23 protein-coding genes and 2 tRNA genes are annotated in these 23,131 nt (G+C 39.8%); 8 read left to right on the top strand and 17 right to left on the bottom strand.

Annotated features, from left to right (window positions below):
• The first annotated feature begins 56 nt into the window (after positions 1-56).
• Positions 57-129 (top strand) — tRNA-Lys (locus BPR_RS00290).
• Between the two features lie 375 nt (positions 130-504).
• On the opposite strand, the gene BPR_RS00285 is transcribed toward BPR_RS00290, so the two are convergent.
• From BPR_RS00285 to sufC, 6 genes are all read right to left on the bottom strand, one after another.
• Positions 505-1,053 (bottom strand): M48 family metallopeptidase, encoded by a 549-nt coding sequence (locus BPR_RS00285; RefSeq protein ID WP_013279467.1) that lies wholly within the window; start codon positions 1,051-1,053, stop codon positions 505-507.
• Positions 1,054-1,172: 119 nt separating this feature from the next.
• Positions 1,173-1,622 (bottom strand): Fe-S cluster assembly sulfur transfer protein SufU, encoded by a 450-nt coding sequence (gene sufU, locus BPR_RS00280; RefSeq protein WP_013279466.1) that lies wholly within the window; start codon positions 1,620-1,622, stop codon positions 1,173-1,175.
• A complete protein-coding gene (locus BPR_RS00275; RefSeq protein ID WP_042256266.1) occupies positions 1,612-2,832 on the bottom strand; it encodes an aminotransferase class V-fold PLP-dependent enzyme in 1,221 nt (406 codons plus the stop codon). The genes sufU and BPR_RS00275 overlap by 11 nt, the downstream gene beginning before the upstream one ends.
• 81 nt (positions 2,833-2,913) lie before the next feature.
• Complete coding sequence (locus BPR_RS00270; protein WP_013279464.1) at positions 2,914-4,083, bottom strand: SufB/SufD family protein; 1,170 nt, start codon at positions 4,081-4,083, stop codon at positions 2,914-2,916.
• 48 nt (positions 4,084-4,131) lie between these two features.
• Positions 4,132-5,541: a Fe-S cluster assembly protein SufB gene (gene sufB, locus BPR_RS00265; protein ID WP_013279463.1), complete on the bottom strand. Its 1,410-nt coding sequence runs from the start codon at positions 5,539-5,541 to the stop codon at positions 4,132-4,134.
• Positions 5,542-5,552: 11 nt separating this feature from the next.
• On the bottom strand, positions 5,553-6,299 hold the full coding sequence (gene sufC, locus BPR_RS00260; protein WP_013279462.1) for a Fe-S cluster assembly ATPase SufC: 747 nt from the start codon (positions 6,297-6,299) through the stop codon (positions 5,553-5,555).
• 167 nt (positions 6,300-6,466) lie between these two features.
• Between sufC and BPR_RS00255 the strand changes: the two genes are divergently transcribed.
• From BPR_RS00255 to BPR_RS00245, 3 genes are all read left to right on the top strand, one after another.
• Positions 6,467-6,537 (top strand) — tRNA-Gly (locus tag BPR_RS00255).
• Positions 6,538-6,622: 85 nt separating this feature from the next.
• Positions 6,623-7,519 (top strand): putative manganese transporter, encoded by an 897-nt coding sequence (locus BPR_RS00250; RefSeq protein WP_013279461.1) that lies wholly within the window; start codon positions 6,623-6,625, stop codon positions 7,517-7,519.
• A gap of 27 nt (positions 7,520-7,546) precedes the next feature.
• A complete protein-coding gene (locus BPR_RS00245; protein WP_013279460.1) occupies positions 7,547-7,996 on the top strand; it encodes a Fur family transcriptional regulator in 450 nt (149 codons plus the stop codon).
• 143 nt (positions 7,997-8,139) lie between these two features.
• On the opposite strand, the gene BPR_RS00240 is transcribed toward BPR_RS00245, so the two are convergent.
• From BPR_RS00240 to BPR_RS00230, 3 genes are all read right to left on the bottom strand, one after another.
• Positions 8,140-8,448 carry a hypothetical protein gene (locus BPR_RS00240; RefSeq protein WP_013279459.1) on the bottom strand — a complete coding sequence of 103 codons (309 nt, stop codon included), beginning with the start codon at positions 8,446-8,448 and terminating at the stop codon, positions 8,140-8,142.
• A gap of 183 nt (positions 8,449-8,631) precedes the next feature.
• Entirely contained in the window at positions 8,632-9,324 is a 693-nt protein-coding gene (locus BPR_RS00235) for a hypothetical protein (protein WP_042256263.1), read from the bottom strand.
• A 44-nt stretch (positions 9,325-9,368) separates the two neighbouring features.
• Complete coding sequence (locus BPR_RS00230; protein ID WP_013279457.1) at positions 9,369-10,544, bottom strand: DUF3810 domain-containing protein; 1,176 nt, start codon at positions 10,542-10,544, stop codon at positions 9,369-9,371.
• A gap of 178 nt (positions 10,545-10,722) precedes the next feature.
• Between BPR_RS00230 and BPR_RS00225 the strand changes: the two genes are divergently transcribed.
• On the top strand, positions 10,723-11,394 hold the full coding sequence (locus tag BPR_RS00225; protein ID WP_026663043.1) for a response regulator transcription factor: 672 nt from the start codon (positions 10,723-10,725) through the stop codon (positions 11,392-11,394).
• A 51-nt stretch (positions 11,395-11,445) separates the two neighbouring features.
• Positions 11,446-12,792, top strand: coding sequence for a sensor histidine kinase (locus BPR_RS00220; protein WP_013279455.1), 1,347 nt, complete (start codon positions 11,446-11,448; stop codon positions 12,790-12,792).
• 69 nt (positions 12,793-12,861) lie between these two features.
• Here the strand turns inward: BPR_RS00220 and BPR_RS00215 are convergent, their stop codons facing one another.
• Entirely contained in the window at positions 12,862-13,548 is a 687-nt protein-coding gene (locus BPR_RS00215; RefSeq protein ID WP_013279454.1) for a DUF4956 domain-containing protein, read from the bottom strand.
• Between the two features lie 50 nt (positions 13,549-13,598).
• Positions 13,599-14,351 carry a polyphosphate polymerase domain-containing protein gene (locus BPR_RS00210; protein WP_013279453.1) on the bottom strand — a complete coding sequence of 251 codons (753 nt, stop codon included), beginning with the start codon at positions 14,349-14,351 and terminating at the stop codon, positions 13,599-13,601.
• 150 nt (positions 14,352-14,501) lie between these two features.
• On the opposite strand from BPR_RS00210, the gene BPR_RS00205 reads away from it, so the two are divergent.
• On the top strand, positions 14,502-14,987 hold the full coding sequence (locus BPR_RS00205) for a hypothetical protein (RefSeq protein WP_013279452.1): 486 nt from the start codon (positions 14,502-14,504) through the stop codon (positions 14,985-14,987).
• On the opposite strand, the gene BPR_RS00200 is transcribed toward BPR_RS00205, so the two are convergent.
• The 5 genes from BPR_RS00200 to BPR_RS00180 form a co-directional block, all read right to left on the bottom strand.
• The gene (locus BPR_RS00200) at positions 14,961-16,430 is read right to left on the bottom strand and encodes an O-antigen ligase family protein (protein WP_013279451.1); all 1,470 of its coding nucleotides are present in this window, start codon (positions 16,428-16,430) and stop codon (positions 14,961-14,963) included. The genes BPR_RS00205 and BPR_RS00200 overlap by 27 nt on opposite strands.
• A 15-nt stretch (positions 16,431-16,445) precedes the next feature.
• Positions 16,446-17,219, bottom strand: coding sequence for an RluA family pseudouridine synthase (locus tag BPR_RS00195; protein ID WP_013279450.1), 774 nt, complete (start codon positions 17,217-17,219; stop codon positions 16,446-16,448).
• Between the two features lie 70 nt (positions 17,220-17,289).
• Positions 17,290-17,979, bottom strand: coding sequence for a response regulator transcription factor (locus BPR_RS00190; RefSeq protein ID WP_013279449.1), 690 nt, complete (start codon positions 17,977-17,979; stop codon positions 17,290-17,292).
• Between the two features lie 21 nt (positions 17,980-18,000).
• Positions 18,001-19,515, bottom strand: coding sequence for a sensor histidine kinase (locus BPR_RS00185; RefSeq protein ID WP_013279448.1), 1,515 nt, complete (start codon positions 19,513-19,515; stop codon positions 18,001-18,003).
• A 117-nt stretch (positions 19,516-19,632) separates the two neighbouring features.
• Positions 19,633-20,565 (bottom strand): glycoside hydrolase family 43 protein, encoded by a 933-nt coding sequence (locus tag BPR_RS00180; RefSeq protein ID WP_026663045.1) that lies wholly within the window; start codon positions 20,563-20,565, stop codon positions 19,633-19,635.
• Positions 20,566-20,776: 211 nt separating this feature from the next.
• Between BPR_RS00180 and BPR_RS00175 the strand changes: the two genes are divergently transcribed.
• The gene (locus BPR_RS00175; RefSeq protein ID WP_013279446.1) at positions 20,777-22,357 is read left to right on the top strand and encodes a glucose-6-phosphate isomerase; all 1,581 of its coding nucleotides are present in this window, start codon (positions 20,777-20,779) and stop codon (positions 22,355-22,357) included.
• Positions 22,358-22,434: 77 nt separating this feature from the next.
• On the opposite strand, the gene BPR_RS00170 is transcribed toward BPR_RS00175, so the two are convergent.
• On the bottom strand, positions 22,435-23,130 hold the full coding sequence (locus tag BPR_RS00170) for a 5'-methylthioadenosine/adenosylhomocysteine nucleosidase (protein WP_013279445.1): 696 nt from the start codon (positions 23,128-23,130) through the stop codon (positions 22,435-22,437).
• Position 23,131 lies beyond the last annotated feature (1 nt).

Here is a 23,131-nt window from a genome sequence, read left to right as displayed (position 1 = left end):
AGTAATATATCACTTGTCGTTAAGACATGGCCACACAAGCCAAGCAAACATAATAAGCACCGCTAGCTCAGTTGGTAGAGCACCTGACTCTTAATCAGGTTGTCCAGGGTTCGAGACCCTGGCGGTGCACGCCGAGTACTGTTTTCGTGGGTATATCTCATGGGGATGGTACTTTTTTTCGTGTTAAAATGAGCCACGCAAGATTCCATGAATCCAAAAATTTCTGTGTGGAGCTTGCTCAACTAAAGAATTTTTTGGATTTATGGAAATTTATGCGGCGAATGCCGCGTAAATGAGAAATGCGGAGCATTTCGAATCTTGCTGTATACCATAAAAGCCGCGACAACGAGGAACTTTGTTCCGAGTCTGTCGGTATGGCTCAATTCCCTTAGCATTTCGAATCTTGCAGTGCTTCACATCTTTTAAAAGCCGCGACAACGAGGAACTTCGTTCCGAGTCTGTCGGTATGGCTCATTCCCTTAGCATTTCGAATCTTGCAGTGTCTCACATATAACTAAGCTCACTCCCATGCTCTTTGAGCCATTTCCTTCTTTCTTTATAATCAGGAATTACTCTCTCAACATGTGCCCAGAATCTGTCAGAATGATTCATTTCTAATCTATGACACAATTCATGTACTACGACATAATCAATTATTTCTTCCGGTGCTCGCATCAAAAGGCAGTTAAAATTCAGATTGCCTTTCCCCGAACAACTTCCCCATCTGCTCTTCTGAAGTCTGATGGTAATATGGTTATAGTCAACTCCAATTATCTTGGCATATTTATCAACCTTAGGCGGCAAGATCCTTTTCGCCCTTGTCACAAGAAGCTTTATATCCTGTTCTGATAATGCTTTCCCCTTTGGTGCCTCATTTGCCCTTTCCTGCATCTTTTTAAGGCTTTTTTCTATCCAGTCGGACTTCTCCCCAACAAAACGGTTTATTTCTTTAATAGATACCTTTAGTGGCGCTCTGACTATAACCCTTAAATCCTTGGTCACTTCTATAGCTATTGTTTTTCTATTACTTCTAATTAGTTCTATGTTCTGCATATAAATATCTTAAGCCTTTTTCGTTCGGGAATAAAGCCAGGCCCATGCAAGCCCCATATAATAAATAAGACTCAGAACGCCTGAAAACGTCCTGAGTCTTATTATCTGTCACTATTATTTTACAAATTCTCCTGAGCTTTCTCAGGGTGCTCCAGCATCTCCTGCATTGTATGCCAGCCAAGTACTGCACATTTAACTCTTGCAGGCATATGAGCTACATCCTGAAGGGCAGCTGCTTCATCCAAAGCCTCTATACTCTCTTCGTCTGTAATCTCACCCTTGATCATTCCCATAAATGTTCCTGCAAGTTTAATAGCTTCTTCCTTGTTCTTGCCAAGTATCTGATCAACCATCATGTCAACTGATGCCTGTGAAATCGCGCACCCGTTTCCATCGTAAGAAGCCTCTTTAATAGTATCTCCATCAAGTTTAAGATATAGTGTAATATCATCTCCACAGCTTGGATTAACACCTCTAAGGACAAGATCCGGGTTCTCAATTTTGCCCTTATTAACAGGGTGAAGATTGTGTTCATTGACTATTTCACGGTATAACTGCTTAAGCTCCATATCCCATAACCTCTCTAACCTTGGATAGCTTATCAAGGAAGATATCTACTTCCTCTTCTGTATTATAAAAATATACACTGGCTCTAGCAGTGGATCCCGCTCCTATAAACTGCATAAGAGGCTGTGCACAGTGATGTCCTGCTCTGATACATACATGATCATCGTTTAGAACAGAAGACATATCATGAGGATGAACTCCTTCCATGGTAAATGTCACAATTCCACAGTGCTTTCTGTAATCCTTAGAGCCATATACCTTGATATAAGGCATTTTAGCAAGGCCTTCCATAAGCTTTTTGGTAAGTTTTAATTCTTGCTCTTCTATTGTATCAAATCCTACGTTTTTAATATACTCTATTGCAGCAGCAAGTCCTACAGCATCACCTGCATTCACTGTACCTGCTTCAAATTTATGAGGAATTTCAGCATAGGTAGCATCTGTTCTGGTAACATATTCGATCATCTCGCCACCAGTCAAAAATGGCTGCATTTTCTCAAGAAGCTCATATCTTCCATAAAGAGCACCGATTCCCATTGGTGCAAGCATCTTGTGTCCTGAAAGTGCAAAGAAATCAGCTCCAATTTCCTGCACGTTCACAGGCATATGTGGAGTTGACTGTGCTCCGTCAACAACTACTATTGCTCCCTTAGAATGAGCATATTCTGCTATTTCTTTAACCGGATTAGTAATTCCCATTACATTAGAAACATGGCCAATTGCAACTATCTTGGTCTTGTCAGTAATCTTGGATTCATATTCCTCTTTGGAAATAATGCCTTCTTCATCAGGCTCGAGAAAAACAAGCTTAGCACCATTCTTACGTGCTACCATCTGCCATGGGAGAAGATTACTGTGATGTTCCATTACAGAAACAACAATCTCATCTTCTTCATGAACATTTTCAAGTCCATAACTGTAGGCCACAAGATTAAGTGACTCTGTAGTATTTCTTGTAAAAATAATTTCTTCCGCTCTTTTGGCACCGATAAAATCAGCAACTGTGCATCTGGCATTTTCGTATGCATCTGTAGCTGCAACGCTCCAATCATATAATCCTCTGAGAGGATTGGCATTAGCTGTCTTATAGAAATTAGTGACAGCATCTAGTACCTGTCTTGGTCTCTGAGATGTTGCTGCGTTATCAAAATATACGTAATCGCCGGAATTCAAAATATCAAAGTCCTTGCGATAATCCTGCAAACTACCCATGGGTATTTCTCCTCGATAATCTATTAGAATATAGTATTTTTGCTCCATGAATAAAGTCATGGAGCAATTCTTATGATCATATTATTTCCTGAATATAATACTGAACTCTCTGCATAAGAGCCGCATCCGGGATAAGCCTTGCAACACTGTCAAGTCTTGCCTGATCATGATCCTCTTAGCCTCTTCTTCATCTATACCTCTTGACTGCATATAGAACAAAAGATCTTCGCCAAGCTGACCAATCGTAGCTCCATGTCTTCCGTCAACATCTTCTTCCTGACAGAGAATAATTGGCATTGTACGGTTAATTACATCTTCTCCCAAAAGAAGTACATCTTCCTGCTCATCACCTACAGAGCCGGCACTTCCATTTTTAAAATCAATAGTAAATCTCAGAGTTTTCTGGGCTTCATCCATCAACACACCCTTAAACTGCATAAGAGCATTGGTCTTTTTTCCCCTGTGATCAGCAACATAATTTATGTCGATCTGATGATCATCTCTTCCAAGAAATCCTATATCACTGGTAAAATCTGACTCTTTTGTTGCCAGGTTAATGTAGCTCCCATTCCAAACCTTCTTGGCTCCAAGCTCTAATCCTACAAGTCTGATAGCACCCTTCTCAAAACACACACCGCCAAGATCATCAAAATGAAGGTATCCATTTCCAAGCATCTGAGTCTTAACAAGATTAACTCTTGCCCCCTCTTCTACCAAAACTCTGGTGCTAACGCCAAGGAATCCGGACGCTTCTTTATCTTCTCCTGAAGCATAGTCCATAATAACTGTTACTTCAGAATTCTTTCTGGCATGTATGACATTAGATGCAAGGCATCCCTGTCCATCTTTCATATCAAAACGAATAACTACAGGCTGCTCAACAATAGCACCTTCATCTACTGTGTAGACATCACATGTAGCTCCAGCTGAAATAAAGAGCTTATCAACATCTACTCCCATTCCTGTTCTGATAACCTGCTCGGAATCTCTAGCAGAAGTATCACCATTTGGCTCTCCGGGAACTCCTGTAGAAACAAGGATCTTGTCTTTATTAGCCCTAAAGATTTCGCCTGCCTCCTCAAATGCGACGCCGCTATTAAGTGTAACGCCCTGAGGAACTGCGTCCGGCTTAGGGCAATCTACTGTATCTATTTTTATGTCTGAAGCATCAATTGTACTATCGTTAACCTTGAGAAAATTGTAGGTATAAACCGGAAGTACATTAACCTTCATATTCAAATCTGTATTCATGTTATGCTCCCAAATCTTAAACTAAGAAACAACCTCTATCATGTCTGATCAGTGACCGCTCATTTCAAGCTTGATCAGATTGTTCATCTCAACAGCATATTCAAGAGGCAGCTCTTTGGAAACCGGATTAGCAAAGCCGCTTACGATCATAGCCTTGGCATCCTCCTCACTGATTCCTCGTGACATAAGATAGAAAATCGCTTCATCACTGATTCTTCCTATCTTGGCCTCGTGTCCTACATCAGCGTCATTAGTACGAATATCCATTGCAGGGACTGTATCTGCTCGTGAAATACTATCAAGCATCAGGGAATCACATGATACTGATGCCTTCGCTTTCTTGGCTGTCTTCTGGATAGTTACGCTACTCCTGTAAGTACCAATTCCACCGTCCTTGGAAATTGACTTGGTAGAAATAACAGAAGAAGTTCTCTCTCCTACATGAACAACCTTGGCTCCTGTATCAAGATTCTGTCCCTTACCTGCAAAAGTGATACCTGTAAATTCCATCTTGGAACCATTTCCTTTGAGGATAGTCATAGGATACAGGTAAGATGTGTGAGAACCAAAGGATCCTGATACCCACTCCATTATTCCGTTTTCCTCAACAACAGCTCTCTTGGTATTAAGGTTATACATATTTTTGGACCAGTTCTCAATTGTTGAGTAACGAAGTCTCGCCCCCTTGCCGACAAAAAGCTCTACACAGCCGGCATGGAGATTGGCTACATTATACTTAGGTGCTGAACAACCTTCGATAAAGTGAAGATCAGCTCCCTCATCAACTATAATAAGTGTGTGCTCAAACTGTCCTGCTCCGGCAGCATTCAGTCTAAAATATGACTGAAGTGGTATTTCTACCTTAACTCCCTTAGGAACATAAACAAAAGATCCGCCTGACCAAACAGCTCCATGAAGTGCTGCAAACTTGTGATCTGTAGGAGGCACAAGTTTCATGAAGTGTTCCTTGATCATGTCAGCATATTCGCCGTGAATGGCGCTCTCAAGGTCAGTATAAATAACGCCCTGAGCAGCTACTTCATCTTTGACATTGTGATAAACAAGCTCTGAGTCATACTGAGCACCAACACCTGCAAGAGATTCTCTCTCTGCCTGTGGAATTCCAAGTTTCTCAAATGTGTTCTTGATATCCTCAGGAACATCTTCCCACTTACCCTTCATGTCTGACTTATGTCGTACATAAGAAGATATTCTGTCCATATCAAGTCCCTCTATGCTAGGGCCCCAATTTGGCATCTTGATCTGTTCATACAGCTCAAGACATTTAAGTCTGAAATCGCGCATCCATTCAGGATCGTTCTTCTCCTCAGATACCTTGAGAACTGTTTCTTTTGTGAGACCTTCTGCCATACGATAGAAGTCTTTTTCTGACTCCACATCCTTAAAATCATATAAACTGCGGTCGATATCGGCCACAATCTGTTTGTTATCGCTCATATCAAACCTCTTTATACAAATCTCTCAAATCCGTTTGCATTGATCTCATCAACAAGTGAACCGTCGCCGGTATGAACAATGTTACCCTTAACGAGTACATGTGTATAATCAACATGGAGAGATTCCAAAATCTTAGTACTGTGTGTAATTATAAGAAGAGCTCCATCCTTCTTTTTCTGATATTCTTCAATACCCTTGGATACTGTACGAACAGCATCTACATCAAGACCTGAATCAGTCTCATCAAGTATTGCAAACTTAGGGTTGAGCATAAGAAGCTGCAGAATCTCAGCCTTCTTTTTCTCACCACCTGAAAATCCTACATTAAGATCTCTGTCTGCATAAGATTCATCCATAGAAAGTATCTCCATGGCTGCCTTAAGTGATTTCTGGAATGCAAGAAGCTTAACAGGAGCACCTGTCTGAGCATGATATGCATTTCTGATAAAGCTGCTAAGAGATATTCCGGGAACCTCATATGGATTCTGGAATGAAAGGAACATTCCAGCCTTGGCTCTCTTATCAGAAGAAGCATCTGTGATGTCCTGTCCCTCAAATGTGATGCTACCATTAGTTACGTTATAATGTGGGTTACCCATTAGAGTAAATCCAAGAGTTGACTTACCTGCTCCGTTTGGTCCCATGAGCACGTGAGTCTCGCCCGGCTTGATATCCAGGTTGATATTATGAAGTATAGGAAGTTCATTATCTATTGATACTGATAAATCCTTGACCTGTAATAAAGACTGTTCTGACATAACAATAGTTCCTTTCGTTTATACGCAAAACCATTTCCTACTAACTTAGTAGGATTTATATTAACACCAGCAAAACACTATGTCAAATGACAAACAAAGATAGTTTATCACAAAAAAACTTGACACACTATATAAAAGTTAGTACAATACATTCTTGTCAGCACCTTGCGGGTGTAGTTCAATGGTAGAACACCAGCCTTCCAAGCTGGATACGTGGGTTCGATTCCCATCACCCGCTTCTTGCTCTTTTTTTTGCAATTTTTCAAAATGCAAATGGTTTGCATTTGCATCAACGTCGATTCACATTTAGTAAAGGAGACAAAATGGAACTTATTTTAGACGTAGTACTAGATGCACTTATAGATTCACTCAAGATCCTTCCTTTCTTATTTATTACATATCTTATTATGGAATATCTTGAGCACAAGACTGCCGAGTTTACTTCAGGTATTGTAGAGAAGACTGAGTACTTTGGCCCTCTTTGGGGCGGACTTATTGGAGTCTTCCCTCAGTGTGGATTCTCTGCTGCAGCTTCAAACCTTTATGCAGGAAGAGTCATTACACTTGGCACTCTGATAGCAATATATCTATCTACTTCAGATGAGATGGTTCCTCTTTTTATTTCCGAGCAGGTGCCAATTCCTACTATGATCAAGATTTTGGCTATCAAGGCTCTCATCGGTATAATTGCAGGATTCATAATTGATTTTATTGTTCACGCATATCACAAAGCTCACAGCAAATCTGCAAATGATCCTGTACGTATAGAAGCTCTCTGCGAGAAAGAGCATTGCCACTGCGATGATGAGGAGGACACCGGATTTCTTGGCATTGCAAAGTCAGCTTTAGTTCACACTATCCACATATTCTTATTTGTGCTTGCTCTTTCACTTATTCTCAATCTTGTGATTGAACTCATAGGATCAGATAATGTAGCGCTTCTTCTCAAGACCAGCCCTGTTATCAGCCATATCCTTGCCGGAATTGTTGGACTTATTCCTAATTGCGCAGCTTCTGTTATCATAACTGAGCTGTACCTTGATCAGATGATCACTCTCGGAACCATGATGTCAGGTCTCCTTGTTGGCGCCGGTATCGGTCTTTTGGTTTTATTTAGAGTTAATGATGACAAAAAAGAGAACATTAACATTGCTATTTTGCTATTTGCTATAGGAACTGTTGTTGGACTTCTCATTGATTTACTGGGAATCACAATTTGATCAATGATATGGTAAAAGAGGTCACTTATGAGCTGTAAGATACACCCCGAATCGTACGATGAGATAATAGAGAGAAACTGGCCTGAAGGATTTAAGAAGACCAAGCAGAGAATAGATATCTACAAGATACTATACTCAAATCACGAACCTCTTTCAGCAGCGGAGATATACTCTCTTCTCAATAATGAACATCCCAAGGAGATGTATGCTTTTTCAACTATTTATAGGAATCTCATAGCCTTTGAAAAAGCAGGAGTAATATCCAAAACCATTTTATCTACTGAAGAAAATGCTGTTTATGAACTCAATAATGGTAAGCACAGACATTACGCAGTCTGTCTCAAATGTCACAAAAAAATACCTCTTGGCACTTGTCCGCTCCATGAGATCAGCCACGAAATAGAGCATTCTATTCCCGGCTTTGAGATAACCGGACATAACCTTGAAGTATACGGCTATTGTAATGATTGTAAGTAAAAAATATTAGAAACGTACGCCGTTATGTGCACTGAAAAAGAGCCATCACACTCAAATGAATGTGATGGCTCTTCTTCCATGTACTGGCTAAAGCAATTGATTATTAACTAGTTATAATACCTGGTGTAAAAAATCTAATTGAATTAGTTGTTTGATGCCTCTGATGTAGCTTCTGAAGCAGCCTCAACTGCCTCTTCTACTGATGAAGCGTCTGATGCAGCCTCAACTGCCTCTTCTACTGATGAAGCATCTGATGCAGCCTCAACAGCCTCTTCTACTGAAGATGCCTCTGATGCAGCCTCAACAGCCTCTTCAACAACTGAAGTAGCCTCAACAGAAGCCTCTACAGATGTCTCCTCAACAGCTGTCTCTACTGTAGCCTCTCCACAACCAGCAAGTACTGCTGCAGAAAGTGTTAATGCTGAAAGTAATGTTACGATATTCTTCTTCATAATATATAATCTCCTCTTCTTACCTTATACTTTGCAATTACATTGCAAGCCAATTGCTTCAGTACGAAATATGATTATATACTCGAAAAAAAATATTGTCACGAATAAACATGTGCATAATATCTTAAGATTCTTTTAAGATTTTGTTCATATTTAACAAAAATCTTAAAATAAATCAAGTTTTTAGAAGTATCCACCGCAAGAAACTGTCGCTGAATCGGTTTCTTTATCATACTCAAATGTTAAAGAGACACCTTTTTCCGAAACATTTCTAAGGTCTTCACACGGAATATTGTAACTATTGCCGGCTGTATCCGTTACAACAAACTCCCACTCAGAGCTGTCCTTATATACTTCAAGCTTGACACCCATAAGTGTATATCCGGAAATAAGTGACTGCTCATCCCCGGCAATAAGATTATCAGAATAAGAATCTGCCGTAATATCATGAAGTACAATGCTCGAAAGATCTGCTCCCATTTTATTGATGATATACGAGTCTATCTGAACATTCTTGGCGAGCTCCTCTTTTACAGCTGTTTCTTCCTGATATGTTCCTGTCAGTTTGGACTGAACTGTTGTATACTTCTCAGATAGTTCTGTAATTGTTGGCAATACTTCATTTATTTTTTTATCACTCATATTAGTGAAGTCAATTGCCTCTATCTCTGCTACCTGTACACCAAGCTCATCAAGCTCTGATCTCATCGATGTATCAGCAATATCAAGGTAGGTCTCCTCCGCAGCATCTCTTGCCGCAAGAAGCTGATCTCTTGCTCCTTCTGCTTCTGTAAGTTTATCCTCAGATGGCTTGCACCCCACCAAAAGAAAACACATAAGTATCGTAGTTAATAGAACCGATCTTCTTTTACTCATATTAATCTCCATTTCATAAAAATCAGATAGTCCTATTATAACCCTTAACCCGCTGATGCCAAAACAGAATTATCGTAGTAGTAATCCATGATAAGGCCAACAACATGCGCGTAGCTTACTTTTCCCGACTCTACTCCATTTACTTTAAGGTTAGTATCAATAAATGCATCTGCTGCCTTTTTTACAGTAGCTGTCTTTATCACAGCCTTTTTCTCTACTTCCTGCCAGCCTTCCTGAGACAAAAACTGATTGTCATATTTAACCCTGTCAGATATCTTCACATGGGACTTATACTCTTTTTCACTGACAGCCTTATAGAAATCATTATTAACGTAATTGAGTACTCCAAGGTATCCGCTGTACTGGAATACAATGTTATCTGAACTTATACAAGCCAGGAATCCAAAGAAGTTTGCTTCATCTTCATATATATATCCGTGAGTATGGGCAAGCTCATGGCACATAGTAAATGGCTTGTTGAGCATATTCATCGTGTCATTGTAATTAGCTTCCATTGAAAACGGGAAGTAATACCCCTGCATAAACTGCTGACACATGAAGTCAGAAAAGAAAAGTGCTTTGGGCTTAACGTAATACCCTGAAAGTCTGGGATAATCGCCCGAAATGTTCTGCATGGCGTCGATTGCTGTCTGAGCCATATCCCCTTCAAACTTCACATTGCCATTCTCATCATGGGGAACCTGTTTGGATAATTCATTACACTTGCGCACTATAAAGTCCCTTAGCTCAGTCAGTTCAGCCAGATTATATTCGTCTTCTCTTGGTAATCCAGCAACCTCAAGCTTGGAGCAATGATACAGAACAAAGCAGTTAAGACTCATCACCACAGTGGTAATTGCAAGAAGAACAGGTGTAACTCTGTATAGAATATTAGAAAATGCATCGCTCTTTTTTCTAATTAAGAGATATCTTTTTCCATTATTATTCCTAAGCTTGCCAATAGCCATAAGGATTGTGTGAAAAACAATAAATACCACCACTACAGCCAGATACAGAACTACCGCCACAAGCATTTTTTCTCCAACAGAAAATCCCACCAGACTTGTAATCCTGCCATATGCACTTGTAATTACCGGAAAAACATATGTGACATAGAAGTCAGAAAAAGCCGCACTTTTCCATGCAGCCAAATTAAAGAGTACGCATAACAAAATAACTATGATAATAGGTAAAGAAAAAGAACTTCTCCCTTTCTTCATTGAAACCCCTCCCGAATTATTTTGGTATGTTTTATTTTACTATTCAAATATGTACTCCAAATGACAAAAACGCTCAAATCTGTTCATACTTTATACATATATTTCAAAAGTAGAAATCACAAAACCAATTTGATAGAATTAATGAGTAGCTAAATATTTTGTAGAAATGGATGGACACATGAAATTATTAATCGCAGATGATGAAACCGAGCTGGTAAATGCTTTGGTTGCCATTCTCAAACACAGTAATTACACAGTTGATGCTGTATATAATGGAACAGATGCTTTGGATTATGCCCTAGCGGGTGACTATGACGGCATCATTCTTGATATCATGATGCCCGGAATGGACGGAACTGAGGTTCTCAAGAAAATTCGTGAAAAAGGCCTCTCTACTCCGGTTTTATTCCTTACTGCCAAAACGGAAGTCGACGACAGAATTCGAGGTCTTGACCTTGGTGCTGATGACTATCTTCCCAAGCCCTTTGACATGGGAGAGCTTCTGGCCAGAGTGCGCGCAATGCTAAGGCGCAAAGCAGATTTTTCTCAGCCAAATCTCACCTGTGGTAACCTTACTCTTGACAGGGCAGGTTATGAATTATCTACTCCCGGGCATGACAAGATCCGTCTCTCAGGCAGGGAATTCCAGATGATGGAACTTCTCATGACATCTCCCGGAAGAATTATTTCAGTTGATAACTTTATGGACCGCATATGGGCTGACGGAGAAGCTGACGTTAATGTTGTCTGGGTCTATGTATCAAATCTTCGCAAGAAACTGGCTTCTCTTGATGCAACATGCGAAATCAAGGCCTCACGTGGTCTTGGCTACTCTATAAGCGAAACCTGATCTGTAACTTATTCTTCCATTTTCTCTATTTTCTGATCATGAGGCTTAACAATGGTTAAAAAGCTTAGGAAAAAATTTGTGATAACGGCTATGTTATCTCTTTTACTGATCCTTGTTGTTATGATTGGCGTCATAAATGCTGTAAATCTCTACAGCGTGTATCAGGATGCAGACAATCTGCTCTCTATTCTGACAACTAACGATGGACGTTTCCCTGGTATGAATAACGAAGCCTTCAAAAAACACTTCGAACAGGATAATTCTTCCTCATCTTCGTCATCCCTAGAGACGCCTGTTCCTCCTAATGAGCGCTTTGCTCCGGATGCGCCTTTTTCTTTTGCCAGGCTTAACATCACGCGATCCGCTGAAATGCCTTATCAGTCCAGATATTTTGTAGTCAAATATGACTCATCGGGGAATGTAACAGAGACTGATCTTCTCCACATCGCCGCAATTACGGAGGATGATGCCAAAGAGATAGCTGCAAGCATTAACTCTTCAGGTAAGAGTAAAGGAATGTACCATTCCTACAGATATAAAAAGAAAGAAAATGATGATGGTTCATCACTCATTGTTTTCATCGACCTAAGCGCTTCTCTTTTCAATTCATTCAAGCTCCTGATCCAGTCACTTATTATTGGAGCACTTGCCCTAGTCGCCATGTTCATTCTCGTTTTCATATTTTCAAGTCAGGCTGTAGCTCCTGTTGTTGAATCACTTGATAAGCAAAAGAGATTTATAACAGATGCTGGTCACGAGCTCAAAACCCCTCTTGCCATTATCTCGGCGAACGTTGATGTTCTGGAACTTGAAGCAGGAAAGAGCGAGTGGACCAGCAGTATTCGCAACCAGACCAAGAGAATGAACAGCCTTGTTAAAAATATGCTGACTCTCTCCAGAATGGACGAAGAGCGGATAAACGTTGTATTTTCAGATTTTGATCTCAGTCAGACAATACGCGAAGCAGCCACTTCTTTTCAGACCGTGGCAGAGTCCAAGGGCAAAAAGTATCAGATTGATATCGCAGACGGAATACATATTACAGGCGATAAGAATGCTATAAATCAGCTTGCATCGCTCCTTCTTGATAACGCGATCAAGTATTCCTCTGAGAGTGGAAGCATTCATGTCATTCTGTCCAAAAACAAAAATATAGTTTTTGAAGTAGCAAATACATGCGATAATATTCCAAGCGGCAATCTGGACAGACTCTTTGACAGGTTCTATCGCGCTGATTCATCAAGAAGCCGTGAAAGTGGCGGCTACGGAATAGGACTATCTGTTGCAAGAGCCATTTCAGTCTCGCATGGAGGAAACATAGAGGCTGTAAGAGATGGTGATAAAATAATCAGATTTATCGTCACCCTCCCCGGGCAGCTTCCCAAAAATAAAAAATAAGCCAGAAAAAAGGCCGTTATCAGAAGTATTATTGTCTCTGATAACGGTCTCTTATTATATAACTCTATATTAAAGTTCTTCACTCTTTACCATAACAGGTCTTGAACAGCTGATCTCAAGATTTCCATTTCTCTGTCTCATCTCATCCATCATACCCTTTGTAGATGCTTTCTGTCTAAGAACAATCTTGTATGTCAGCTTATATAAGCTGCCCATTCCTGATGTCTTTACTTCTTCAAGTTCTGCCTTTGTTGTATACCTTCCAAAGATATCATCAAAAATTCCTTCAAAATCAAGGCCTTCGGGAACTGTTACTTTAAGGGTCTTTTCTTCTGCAAGAGCATCGCCAAATCCACAATTAGAAAGAATAAGGTTAGCAAGTGTAATGATTATTGCAAAAAGTGCTGCTATTCCGATGTATCCCATACCTGTTGCAAGTCCTACTGCCATAGCAAGGAAGATACTTGTGATTTCTTTACCTGTACCGGGTGCTGAACGGAATCTTACAAGTGAAAATGCTCCTGCTACCGCAACACCCGCTCCGATATTGCCATTTACCAGCATGATAACAACCTGAACTATCGCAGGGAGAAGAGCCAGCGTAACAATATAGCTCTTAGAATAGTTATTTTTGATTGTGTACATAAATGCGATAAATACGCCAATAGCAAGTGAGCAAAGTGTTGCGATCAGAAATGTTGCTCCTGTAATTGTTCCATTTGCCATAATGCTTCCAAAGATCATATCTGTAGTCATTTTCGTTTTCTCCTTTTTCTTCTAAATCTGTATTTTGAAATCAAATGCTTTTACACTGCCTTACGAAACAAGGCAATATTTGACTCTTTTTCCTGCGATTCCATGTATTTTTCACTCATCAAGTCCTGATAGCCTCTTCCATATTTGGAAAAAGAGGTCTGTCTTATATTAAGCTCATCGAGGATTCTCGCCATTTCTACTGACATAGCACCTGCAATTTTTAGCTCCATCAGGTGCTGACCCGGTAAAAGAATATCTTTTCCTACGTTTCCTTCAGTCAAAGAGAGCTTATCTGTTCTCCACCTGATATTAGTATCAAAGGTGATCCTAAGCTCCGGATCATGGATTCCTGCCATTGCAATTCTGTCATAGGATATTGCCATTGCAGGTCTTATTCCTTTATAGAACTGCAGAAAATAATCTATCTCGTCCGAAATCTGTGATCTTTTTTCTATTTCTTTACCATTTACCAGATAATCGACCGCCTTGGCATATGGCATTGAAATTCTTCTTTTGTATACGACGCCTTTATATTTTTTCTTGATCTCGATAAAAGCGTTGGTCTCATCATTTGCAATTCCATATGTTCGAAGTCTTAACTTTTCTTTATACACGGGTTTTTCCAACGATCTCTCTATAAGCTTATAATCCGGTGTGTCAAAATATATGTTTAAGATGGATGTTTTCCCATAGCTGTCGATGGCTGCCATATTTTCCAGTCTCTTCATAAGCTCGGTGTACTGCATATCATCCAACAGAAATTTAGTCTCTATTCTTTCAAATACATCTTTAAATCCGCCCATTGCCTGTCCTCTTTCTTATATTTTTCTGCTCGGTTTTGTTATCTTATGAGGTCATTCTAGAAGGGCAACCTAAAAATAACTTAAAACGAAAATAAACTATTCATGATATAATTAATGTATTACTAGACATCAACATAGGGGAGGTTACACATGTACAAAAAAGGTGACAAAGTTATCATTTTAGACTACAATGGCAAGCCACTAGTTCCCCAGGTCGTTGCCGAAGTAGAAGACGTTTACGGAGAAGACAGGGTAAGGTTATTATTACCGGATGGGGCATGTTGTCTTGAATTTGTTGATCATTTTGAAAAGATAGATGATGAGACATATGATAAGTATCTGCACGCCGTTCAGGAAAGAGAAAAGCCGCTGCCTGTAGATCTGCAAATTGACATCAGGAAGTTTGCAGCCAAGCACCATAGGCGCAGAAAAGACGAAATCCTCAAAAAATTCGACCAGGATAAGCGCTATGTTTCGATCTTAAACGCCTACACCGGCCGAGTTATGATGTATGGAAAAGAAAATATTAATGAAAGATTTCTATGGGAATATAAGGAAGCTCTCTATGGAATAGTTGAAACAAGGACCTTTTTCCACGAGCTCGATGACTCAATCCCTATTCCCGACCTTACATAATCCAATTCCCATACCTACCAGAATGTAGGCGTAGGGCATTGACATTACCTGGGAAAAAGAAATCTGTTCATAAACTAAATATGAAATTATAGGGAGTCCAAAAGCTAAGGCTTGGGGCTCCTTTTCTTTTATCTTTATCAGCTGATAAATTACAGAAATAAACAAACCTATGTAAAGAAAGGCTCCTAACAGTCCTCTCTCTATGAGTGTTGTCATAAACTCACAATGTGCATTAGTTAATACCAGATCACCGAACACATTTCTAAAAGAGCTGCTCCACATACTATCTGCCATAGCGTATGGATATATGCAGTCCTGCCCAATCCCCACAAGCTTTTGCCATGAAGACAGGCCCATAAACATATCAAGGCACATACGATAGATAATTCCACGTCCGTTTCCAAAGCTGTCATCAAAAGATGAAATCAGCCAGGCTGCGCAGCAGATAGCAAGCACTGACAAGCATACACCGCATACCCACTTATACACATTTACTCTAAAGGGCATATTGATCTCTTCAAAGAGCCTTCCAAGTCTATATAAAAAGAATGCGGCTGCTACAAGGATTATCCCAATATGAGACTTACATATGGTCAAAAGAATTGTCTGCTCGTAATTATAATAACTTCCCCAAAATGCTATTAGCATATCTACGATTGTCATCGATATTCCCAGAACTACAGCCTGTATCAGAAATTTTCTGAATAGATTTCTGTCTGAAAGCGACCAGAATAACATGAAAACATAACATGCTATCAATATCAGCGTCGCACCATCACTTCCCTGTAAAAAAAGTGCTATCAGTCCTACAACCGTATATAATCCGCTAAACATAAATCTTTTTGAAAAAGCTTTGGATAGAAACATTAAGCTTATTCCAAGCGGAACCCATATAGCCAGGTACCCTGAAAACCAGTTAATATTTCCAACTGTTGAAAGGAAAGATGTATTCTGTCCATTTATATCAATAGGATAAATGGAAAATCTGTTCAATATAGAAAGGATCATTTCCAAAAAAGGAACTATCATAAGTATGACAAGTATCTTTTCACCTGTTTTATACTTGTTTAAGCTAAATATAATGCAGAATGCGATAGCTATACTTAAAGTAAGAACACCGTTTCGCCAGCCTTCTATACCAAAAAATGCTGTTCTTTTAAATGAAGAAAAGATAAATGTTATCAGAACAGAAAAAGCGTTTCCATAAAGAAAAAACTCTGAAGCCAAGACCTTACTTTTAGCATGAAGTTCTTCATCTACCGCAATGTCGGATTGACCCCTTTTTGCAAAAAGTATATTAAAAAGTATAAGCGCAGCAAATGGTGCACTGATCAAAAGATAGCAAAGAGACTTGGCTTCCCCAAGTTCGTAATAACCATCCTTCATATATATAGGTAAAACTCCGCACAGGAGTATCAGATATATTGTATAAAGAATCTGCATCTGTTTATGTCCCTGTCATAAAGATTTTTCAAGCATTTCTCTTATCTGTGGATTATCAGGCTTAATTTCAAATTCCATCTTCTTTCCTGTTGATGGATGTTTGATTATATATTTATAGCTGACAAGGCAAACATCTCTGGCGCCTATCTTGTCTGTAAGTGTCCTTGATTCTTCCGTCCCGTATTTCTGATCTCCAATTATCGGATGGTCAACATTTGCCATCTGCACACGTATCTGATGGAAACGTCCTGTTAGCAGCTTAACTCTGACAAGCGTGGTTTCTTCGTTTTCTGCTATAACTTCGTACTCAAGAATAGCTTTTTTGGCCTCTCCACCAATTATCCTTATAGTCTCGCCATTACTACGTGTAATAACATTATCATTTATTTTTTTGCTCTCTTCTTCAGTTACTACAGCAGCCAAGCCATCTTCTTTCCTGACAAGGTAGTTCTCAAGTCTGCCTTTTTTATCAGCGAAGTTTCCCTTGCAAAGGGCATAATAATACTTCTCTGTAGTTCTGTCCTTAATCTGCGCAGCAAGCTTTGTTGCTGCCTTTTTTGTCTTGGCAAGGATCAGCACACCTTCAACGGGCTGATCCAGTCTGTGGACTGTTGCCACATATGGAGGCTTTCTGTCTGAAGTCTTTTCTCTGTTCTGTCGGCCTATATAATTTCTGGCGGCGCTCACAACATCCATGTTATAGGTTCTTGCACCCTCTGTAGCTACTCCTGATGGCTTGTGGCATACCAGAATATCATTGTCTTCGTAAATATACTTAATATCCTTCATATAATTCCTATCGCGCAAGTGCGCAAACTTAAAAATACTCCTATCCGGATAAACCAGATAGGAGTTATTATTATACCTTAAATCTGTAACCTACGCCCCAAATAGTTTCGATGTACTGTGGATTAGAGGTATCATACTCAATCTTTTCACGGATTTTCTTGATATGAACTGTAACAGTTGCGATATCTCCGATAGAATCCATATTCCAGATCTTTCTAAAGAGCTCTTCCTTGGTAAATACATGATTAGGATTTTCTGCAAGGAATGTAAGAAGATCAAATTCCTTGGTTGTGAAGCTCTTCTCTTCATCATCTACATATACTCTTCTGGCAGTCTTGTCAATCTTGAGACCTCTGATTTCAACGAAATCGTTGTTCTCATGACCGGATCCCACAAGTCTTGAATATCTTGCCATATGCGCCTTAACACGGGCAACAAGCTCTGAAGGGCTGAATGGTTTGGTAATATAGTCGTCCGCACCAAGTCCCAAACCTCTGATTTTATCGATATCATCCTTCTTGGCTGAAACCATGAGGATCGGCACATCTTTCTTTTCCCTGATGTGCTTACAAACCTCAAATCCATCCATTCCCGGAAGCATAAGATCAAGGATTATCAGATCAAACTCTTCTGCAAGAGCGGTCTCAAGACCAGCATCCCCCGTATTCTCAATTTTTACTTCAAAATCACTAAGCTCAAGATAATCTTTCTCAAGATCAGCAATGGCCTCTTCATCCTCAACAATAAGAATTCTACTCATACACTTATCTCGCCTTTCTTTTTATTGTGTTTCATGATCTACTGTAACTGTTTCCTGATTGTCTGCATACTCTACGTATTTACGCAGTACAAAATGCATGCAGGTTCCTTCTCCTTCATGGCTTGTGGCCCATATATAGCCGCCATGATCTTCAATGATTTTTTTAACTATTGATAATCCAATTCCGCTTCCACCCTGTTTGGAGTTTCTGGAAGCATCTGTTCTGTAGAACCTGTCGAAAATATTAGGAATATCTCTCTGAGCAATTCCCTTACCATTATCCTCAAGCTCTACCCTGATGGAATCAATTTCATCAAGAATCCTTATGTCAATCTGTCCCGTGCCATCATCCCTGTCGAGATATTTGACACTGTTGCTGACTACATTATTGATCACTCGCTTTATCTGCTCAGGATCAGCTACTATCTGAGTATCAGGAGTTGTGAGATTGGAGTAATTAAGTTTGATTGACTTACTCTCAAGATCAGCTCCGATTTCCTCAATACAGTCTCCAAAATATTCACCTACATTAAGCCTGATGAAATTATATGGAATCCTGTTATTATCAATACTGGAATACAAGGTCAGCTCGTTAATAAGGTTATTCATGTCATTCGCCTTATTGTTGATGATCCTTATGTATTTCATCTGCTTCTCAGGGTTGTCGGCTACGCCTTCCAATAGTCCCTGTGAATAGCCCTTAATTGCTGTGATAGGTGTCTTGAGGTCATGGGAAATATTACTGATCAACTCTTTATTCTGTTTCTCTCTTAGTATCTTCTCCTCTGCAGACTCCTTGAGCCTTAGTCGCATGTCCTCATAGTTACGGTACATGGCGCCAATCTCGCCTTTTTCCTTAATATCAGTAGGAAGAATGTAATCGAAATTACCGTCCTGAATATGCTGCATCGCAACATTGAGCTCATCAATAGGCTTGAAGAAGCTATTGCCTATCCACATTGTTAGAAGAACACTTGTGAGAAGCAGTATCAGAATGATTGCTATGCCCATATAAATAAGTAATGACGCTGTCAACGCAGTTCTGATACCTGAGATAATATAAAGACTTCCCTGATCCCCTGTAGAAAACCTGAAATCTATCTGTTTAACTAAATGCTTGGAAGCAGTGTAATAAATGCCCTTTACATCTGTTCCATAACCCGGCAGCTCATCTACTACATCCTTGGCACGATCCATATTTGCCACATAATAGATATCCTCATCCCGCTTAACCAGTAGAAAAGAATATTTAGATGCAATCTTGCTATCTACACTCTCAAGAAAAGATTTGTCTTCCAGAATAAATGGGTTAACAATTAGTGCAAGCGCTATATCATGTGTAACTTCATCTGTCATGTCAGAAAAGGCTTCACTTGGATCAGATACCATGCTGTAATCAAATCCGTTCGTAATATCGTCAAGCTTCTGTTCATAAACAAGATATCTGCCTATTGCAAAAAATGTACCGATTGCCAAGATTATAGGTATAATAACTATCGCCACTGACGTGATTAAGAGTTTTGTTCGAAAACGCATCCTGCACCCCCGGCAACCTATATCTATGCACCTACCAAAATTATATCATAAAAACGTTTATGATTGTTAACATCCTATTCCCTATTTAGTAATATATTATTTATCTTTATGAAAATTTCATTTATAAGCTTTAATGATCCTATCATATTCTTCATCGGTTATAGGAAGAACTGTACCGTGTTTAAAGCCATAAGGGAAGCTAAACTCCTTATCTGAGCGAACAAATCTGCCTGTCGAAATATCTTTTGCCACAAATGGAACATATCCCTGTTTGGATTTCTCGCATCCGTAGAAATCAAGCATCAGGCACCAACTGCCATCAGGAAGCTTGTAGCATGTAGGCGCTTCATACTGTCCTGCCTCAAGCTTATCCATTTCCTCGTCAAATGCAGGCATTCTCTCGTAAGTTCCTGTAAGAGTTTTGCCTCTTTCAAGTATGATATGTTCCGGATTGAAATCACTCTTTACAAATCTGTAGTAGTATCCGTCCTCATAAACAATATTGGAATCAATAATCCCTGTATCTGATTTCTTGCACAGCATTACTGGGGCTGTAAAATTTATAAAATCTGCGGTCTTGGCATAGTAAATTGCCATCTCATTGTCAGACTGGGCTGGATATCTTGATGACCAGTGAACCATATAATCGCCGGCTTCTTCATCATAAATAATATCCGGAGCCCATGCACAGCCATAATTATCATCAACTACTCTGACAAGCTCCTGCTCAGACCAGTGAACAAGATCCTCTGATTCCCATTTAGACAGATACTTGCTGCCTTCTCTGTTAACAATATTCCAGTTACTCTTATACTTGGTAGCAAAATTATTGGCAAGTGAAAGATCTGTTGCGAGAATTACAAATGTATTGTCTTTTTTCCTTGTAATTGTAAAATCTCTTACGCCCTTTTCACCAAGCTTACTCTCTAAAATTGGATTTCCGCCATTAACCTGTTCCCAGTTAAAGCCGTCTTTTGATACTCCAAAGTATACCTGTTCCCCATCAGGTGTGAACTTTTCTTTAAAATGTACAAATAAAAAAGCTCCCATAAATCCTCCAATGATCATATTTTTAGCTTTATCTAAAATATTATATTTTCAGCTTAAAAAAATCAAGAATTTATAATGCATAACTATAATCAAGTAAAGTTCACTAATATTTTACAGCTTGATTATTGATTAGCTAATTTTTCTCTGTTACACTTTTAGACGGATAACAAAAACGTTTTCCTTACGTATTCCTATAGGAGGGATTTTTACAATGATCAATTGGAATAATCTTGATACACTTAAATCTTACAACGAGCTTAAGAATGCAGCTTCTGTTAATCTTGTAGAAGCTATGACAGGTGCAAATGGCGCCGAGAGAGTCAAAAAGTATTCTGTTCCCATGGCTGCAGGCCTTAATTACAACTACGCAGCAAAAGAGGTTGATGACAATATCTTATCTGCTCTTGCTGCTCTTGCTGATGAGGCTCAGCTTACCGACAAATACGAAGCTCTCTATAATGGTGAAGTTATAAATACCGGTGAGAAGAGGATGGTTCTTCATCAGCTTACTCGTGGTCAGCTTGGTAAAGATGTAGTAGCTGACGGTGTTAACAAGCGTGAATTCTATGTTAAAGAGCAGAAGAGAATCGCTGATTTTGCAAACAAGGTTCACTCAGGTGAAATTGCAAATGCAAAGGGCGAGAAGTTCACAACAGTAGTTCAGATTGGTATCGGCGGATCAGACCTTGGTCCTAGAGCTATGTATCTTGCTCTTGAGAACTGGGCTAAGAGAACAGGCAACTTCAAGATGGAAGCTAAATTCATCAGCAACGTAGATCCTGATGATGCTAGCGCAGTACTTAATTCTGTAGATGTTGCTCATTCAATCTTTATCCTTGTTTCCAAGTCAGGTACAACACTTGAGACACTTACTAACGAATCATTCGTTACAGATGCACTTAAGAAGGCAGGTCTTGATGCAAGCAAGCATATGATTGCTGTTACATCTGAGACATCTCCTCTTGCTAAGAGTGATAACTACCTTGAAGCTTTCTTCATGGACGATTATATTGGCGGCCGTTATTCTTCAACATCAGGTGTTGGCGGAGCAGTTCTTTCTCTTGCTTTTGGTCCTGATGTATTTGCTCAGTTCCTTGATGGCGCTGCAGAAGAAGACAAGCTTGCAACTAACAAGGATTTCCTTAAGAATCCTGCAATGCTTGATGCTATGATTGGTGTATATGAGAGAAACATCCTTGGCTATGACAGCACAGCTGTACTTCCTTACTCACAGGGCCTTAGCCGTTTCCCTGCACATCTTCAGCAGCTCGATATGGAGTCAAATGGTAAGAGTGTTAACCGTTTCGGCGAACCAATCAACTATGTAACAGGTCCTGTTATCTTTGGTGAGCCTGGAACTAATGGACAGCATTCATTCTATCAGCTCCTTCACCAGGGAACAGACATCATTCCACTTCAGTTCATTGGCTTTAAGAACAGCCAGCTTCAGAACGACGTTAACATTCAGGACAGCACAAGCCAGCAGAAGCTCTGCGCAAATGTAGCAGCTCAGATTGTTGCTTTCGCATGTGGTAAAAAGGATGACAATGCCAACAAGAACTTCGAAGGCGGACGTCCATCAAGCATTATAATTGGTGATGAGCTTAATCCTAAGTCTCTAGGTGCACTCCTTGCTCACTTCGAGAATAAAGTAATGTTCCAGGGCTTTGTATGGAACATCAACTCCTTCGACCAGGAAGGTGTTCAGCTTGGTAAGGTTCTTGCCAAGAAGGTTCTTGCACATGAGACAGATGGAGCACTTGCTGAGTACAGCAAACTTCTGAATATCTGATATATCTTTTAATGACAAGAAATAGAGCCCCACTCCTATTAACAGGAATGGGGCTCTTTATCATTTATTATTATAGATTAAAGTGTCTGTAATAACTCTAATGTCGCTGCTGCGCAGTCTCTTGCTGCCTTAGCTTCAAATTCTGGATAATCCATGATCTCGCTTCCATCAGCTTTATCAGAAATAGCGCGGATGATAAGGAAAGGAACATTGTTTAGATAGCAGGCCTGAGCAATTCCGCAGCCTTCCATCTCACAACAGATACCACCAAAATCTCTTACAATGGCATCCTTGACCTCTTTATCGCAGATAAACTGATCACCACTGCAAATTCTTCCTTCGAAGATTCCAAGGTCAGGCGCTGCAACCTTGATCGCTGCCTTAGCTTTTTCTCTAAGAGTAGCATCAGCTGTAAATGTAGCTGTGTCAAGCTGAGGGATTTCTCCCTTCTGATATCCGAACACTGTTGCATCTACATCGTGGTAACAAGCATCTGTTGAAAGAACTATGTCACCAATATTGATACGCGCATCAAGTGAACCTGCTGCTCCTGTATTTATCACATGGGTTACTCCAAATGTATCTACAAGAATCTGAACGCAAATACCTGCATTTACCTTGCAGATACCACTTCTGACTACAACAACTTCTGTATTTCCGAGGCTTCCCTCATAAAACTCCATAGAAGCTTTTGTAACAGTATTCTTAACTGTCATCTTACTCTTGAGGGTTTCTACCTCAACTTCCATAGCACCGATTATTCCTATTTTCATG

This window comes from Butyrivibrio proteoclasticus B316 (assembly GCF_000145035.1).
GTDB lineage: Bacteria > Bacillota > Clostridia > Lachnospirales > Lachnospiraceae > Butyrivibrio > Butyrivibrio proteoclasticus.
Note: the sequence above shows the minus strand (reverse complement) of the source record. Positions and strands in the feature narration are given on the sequence as shown.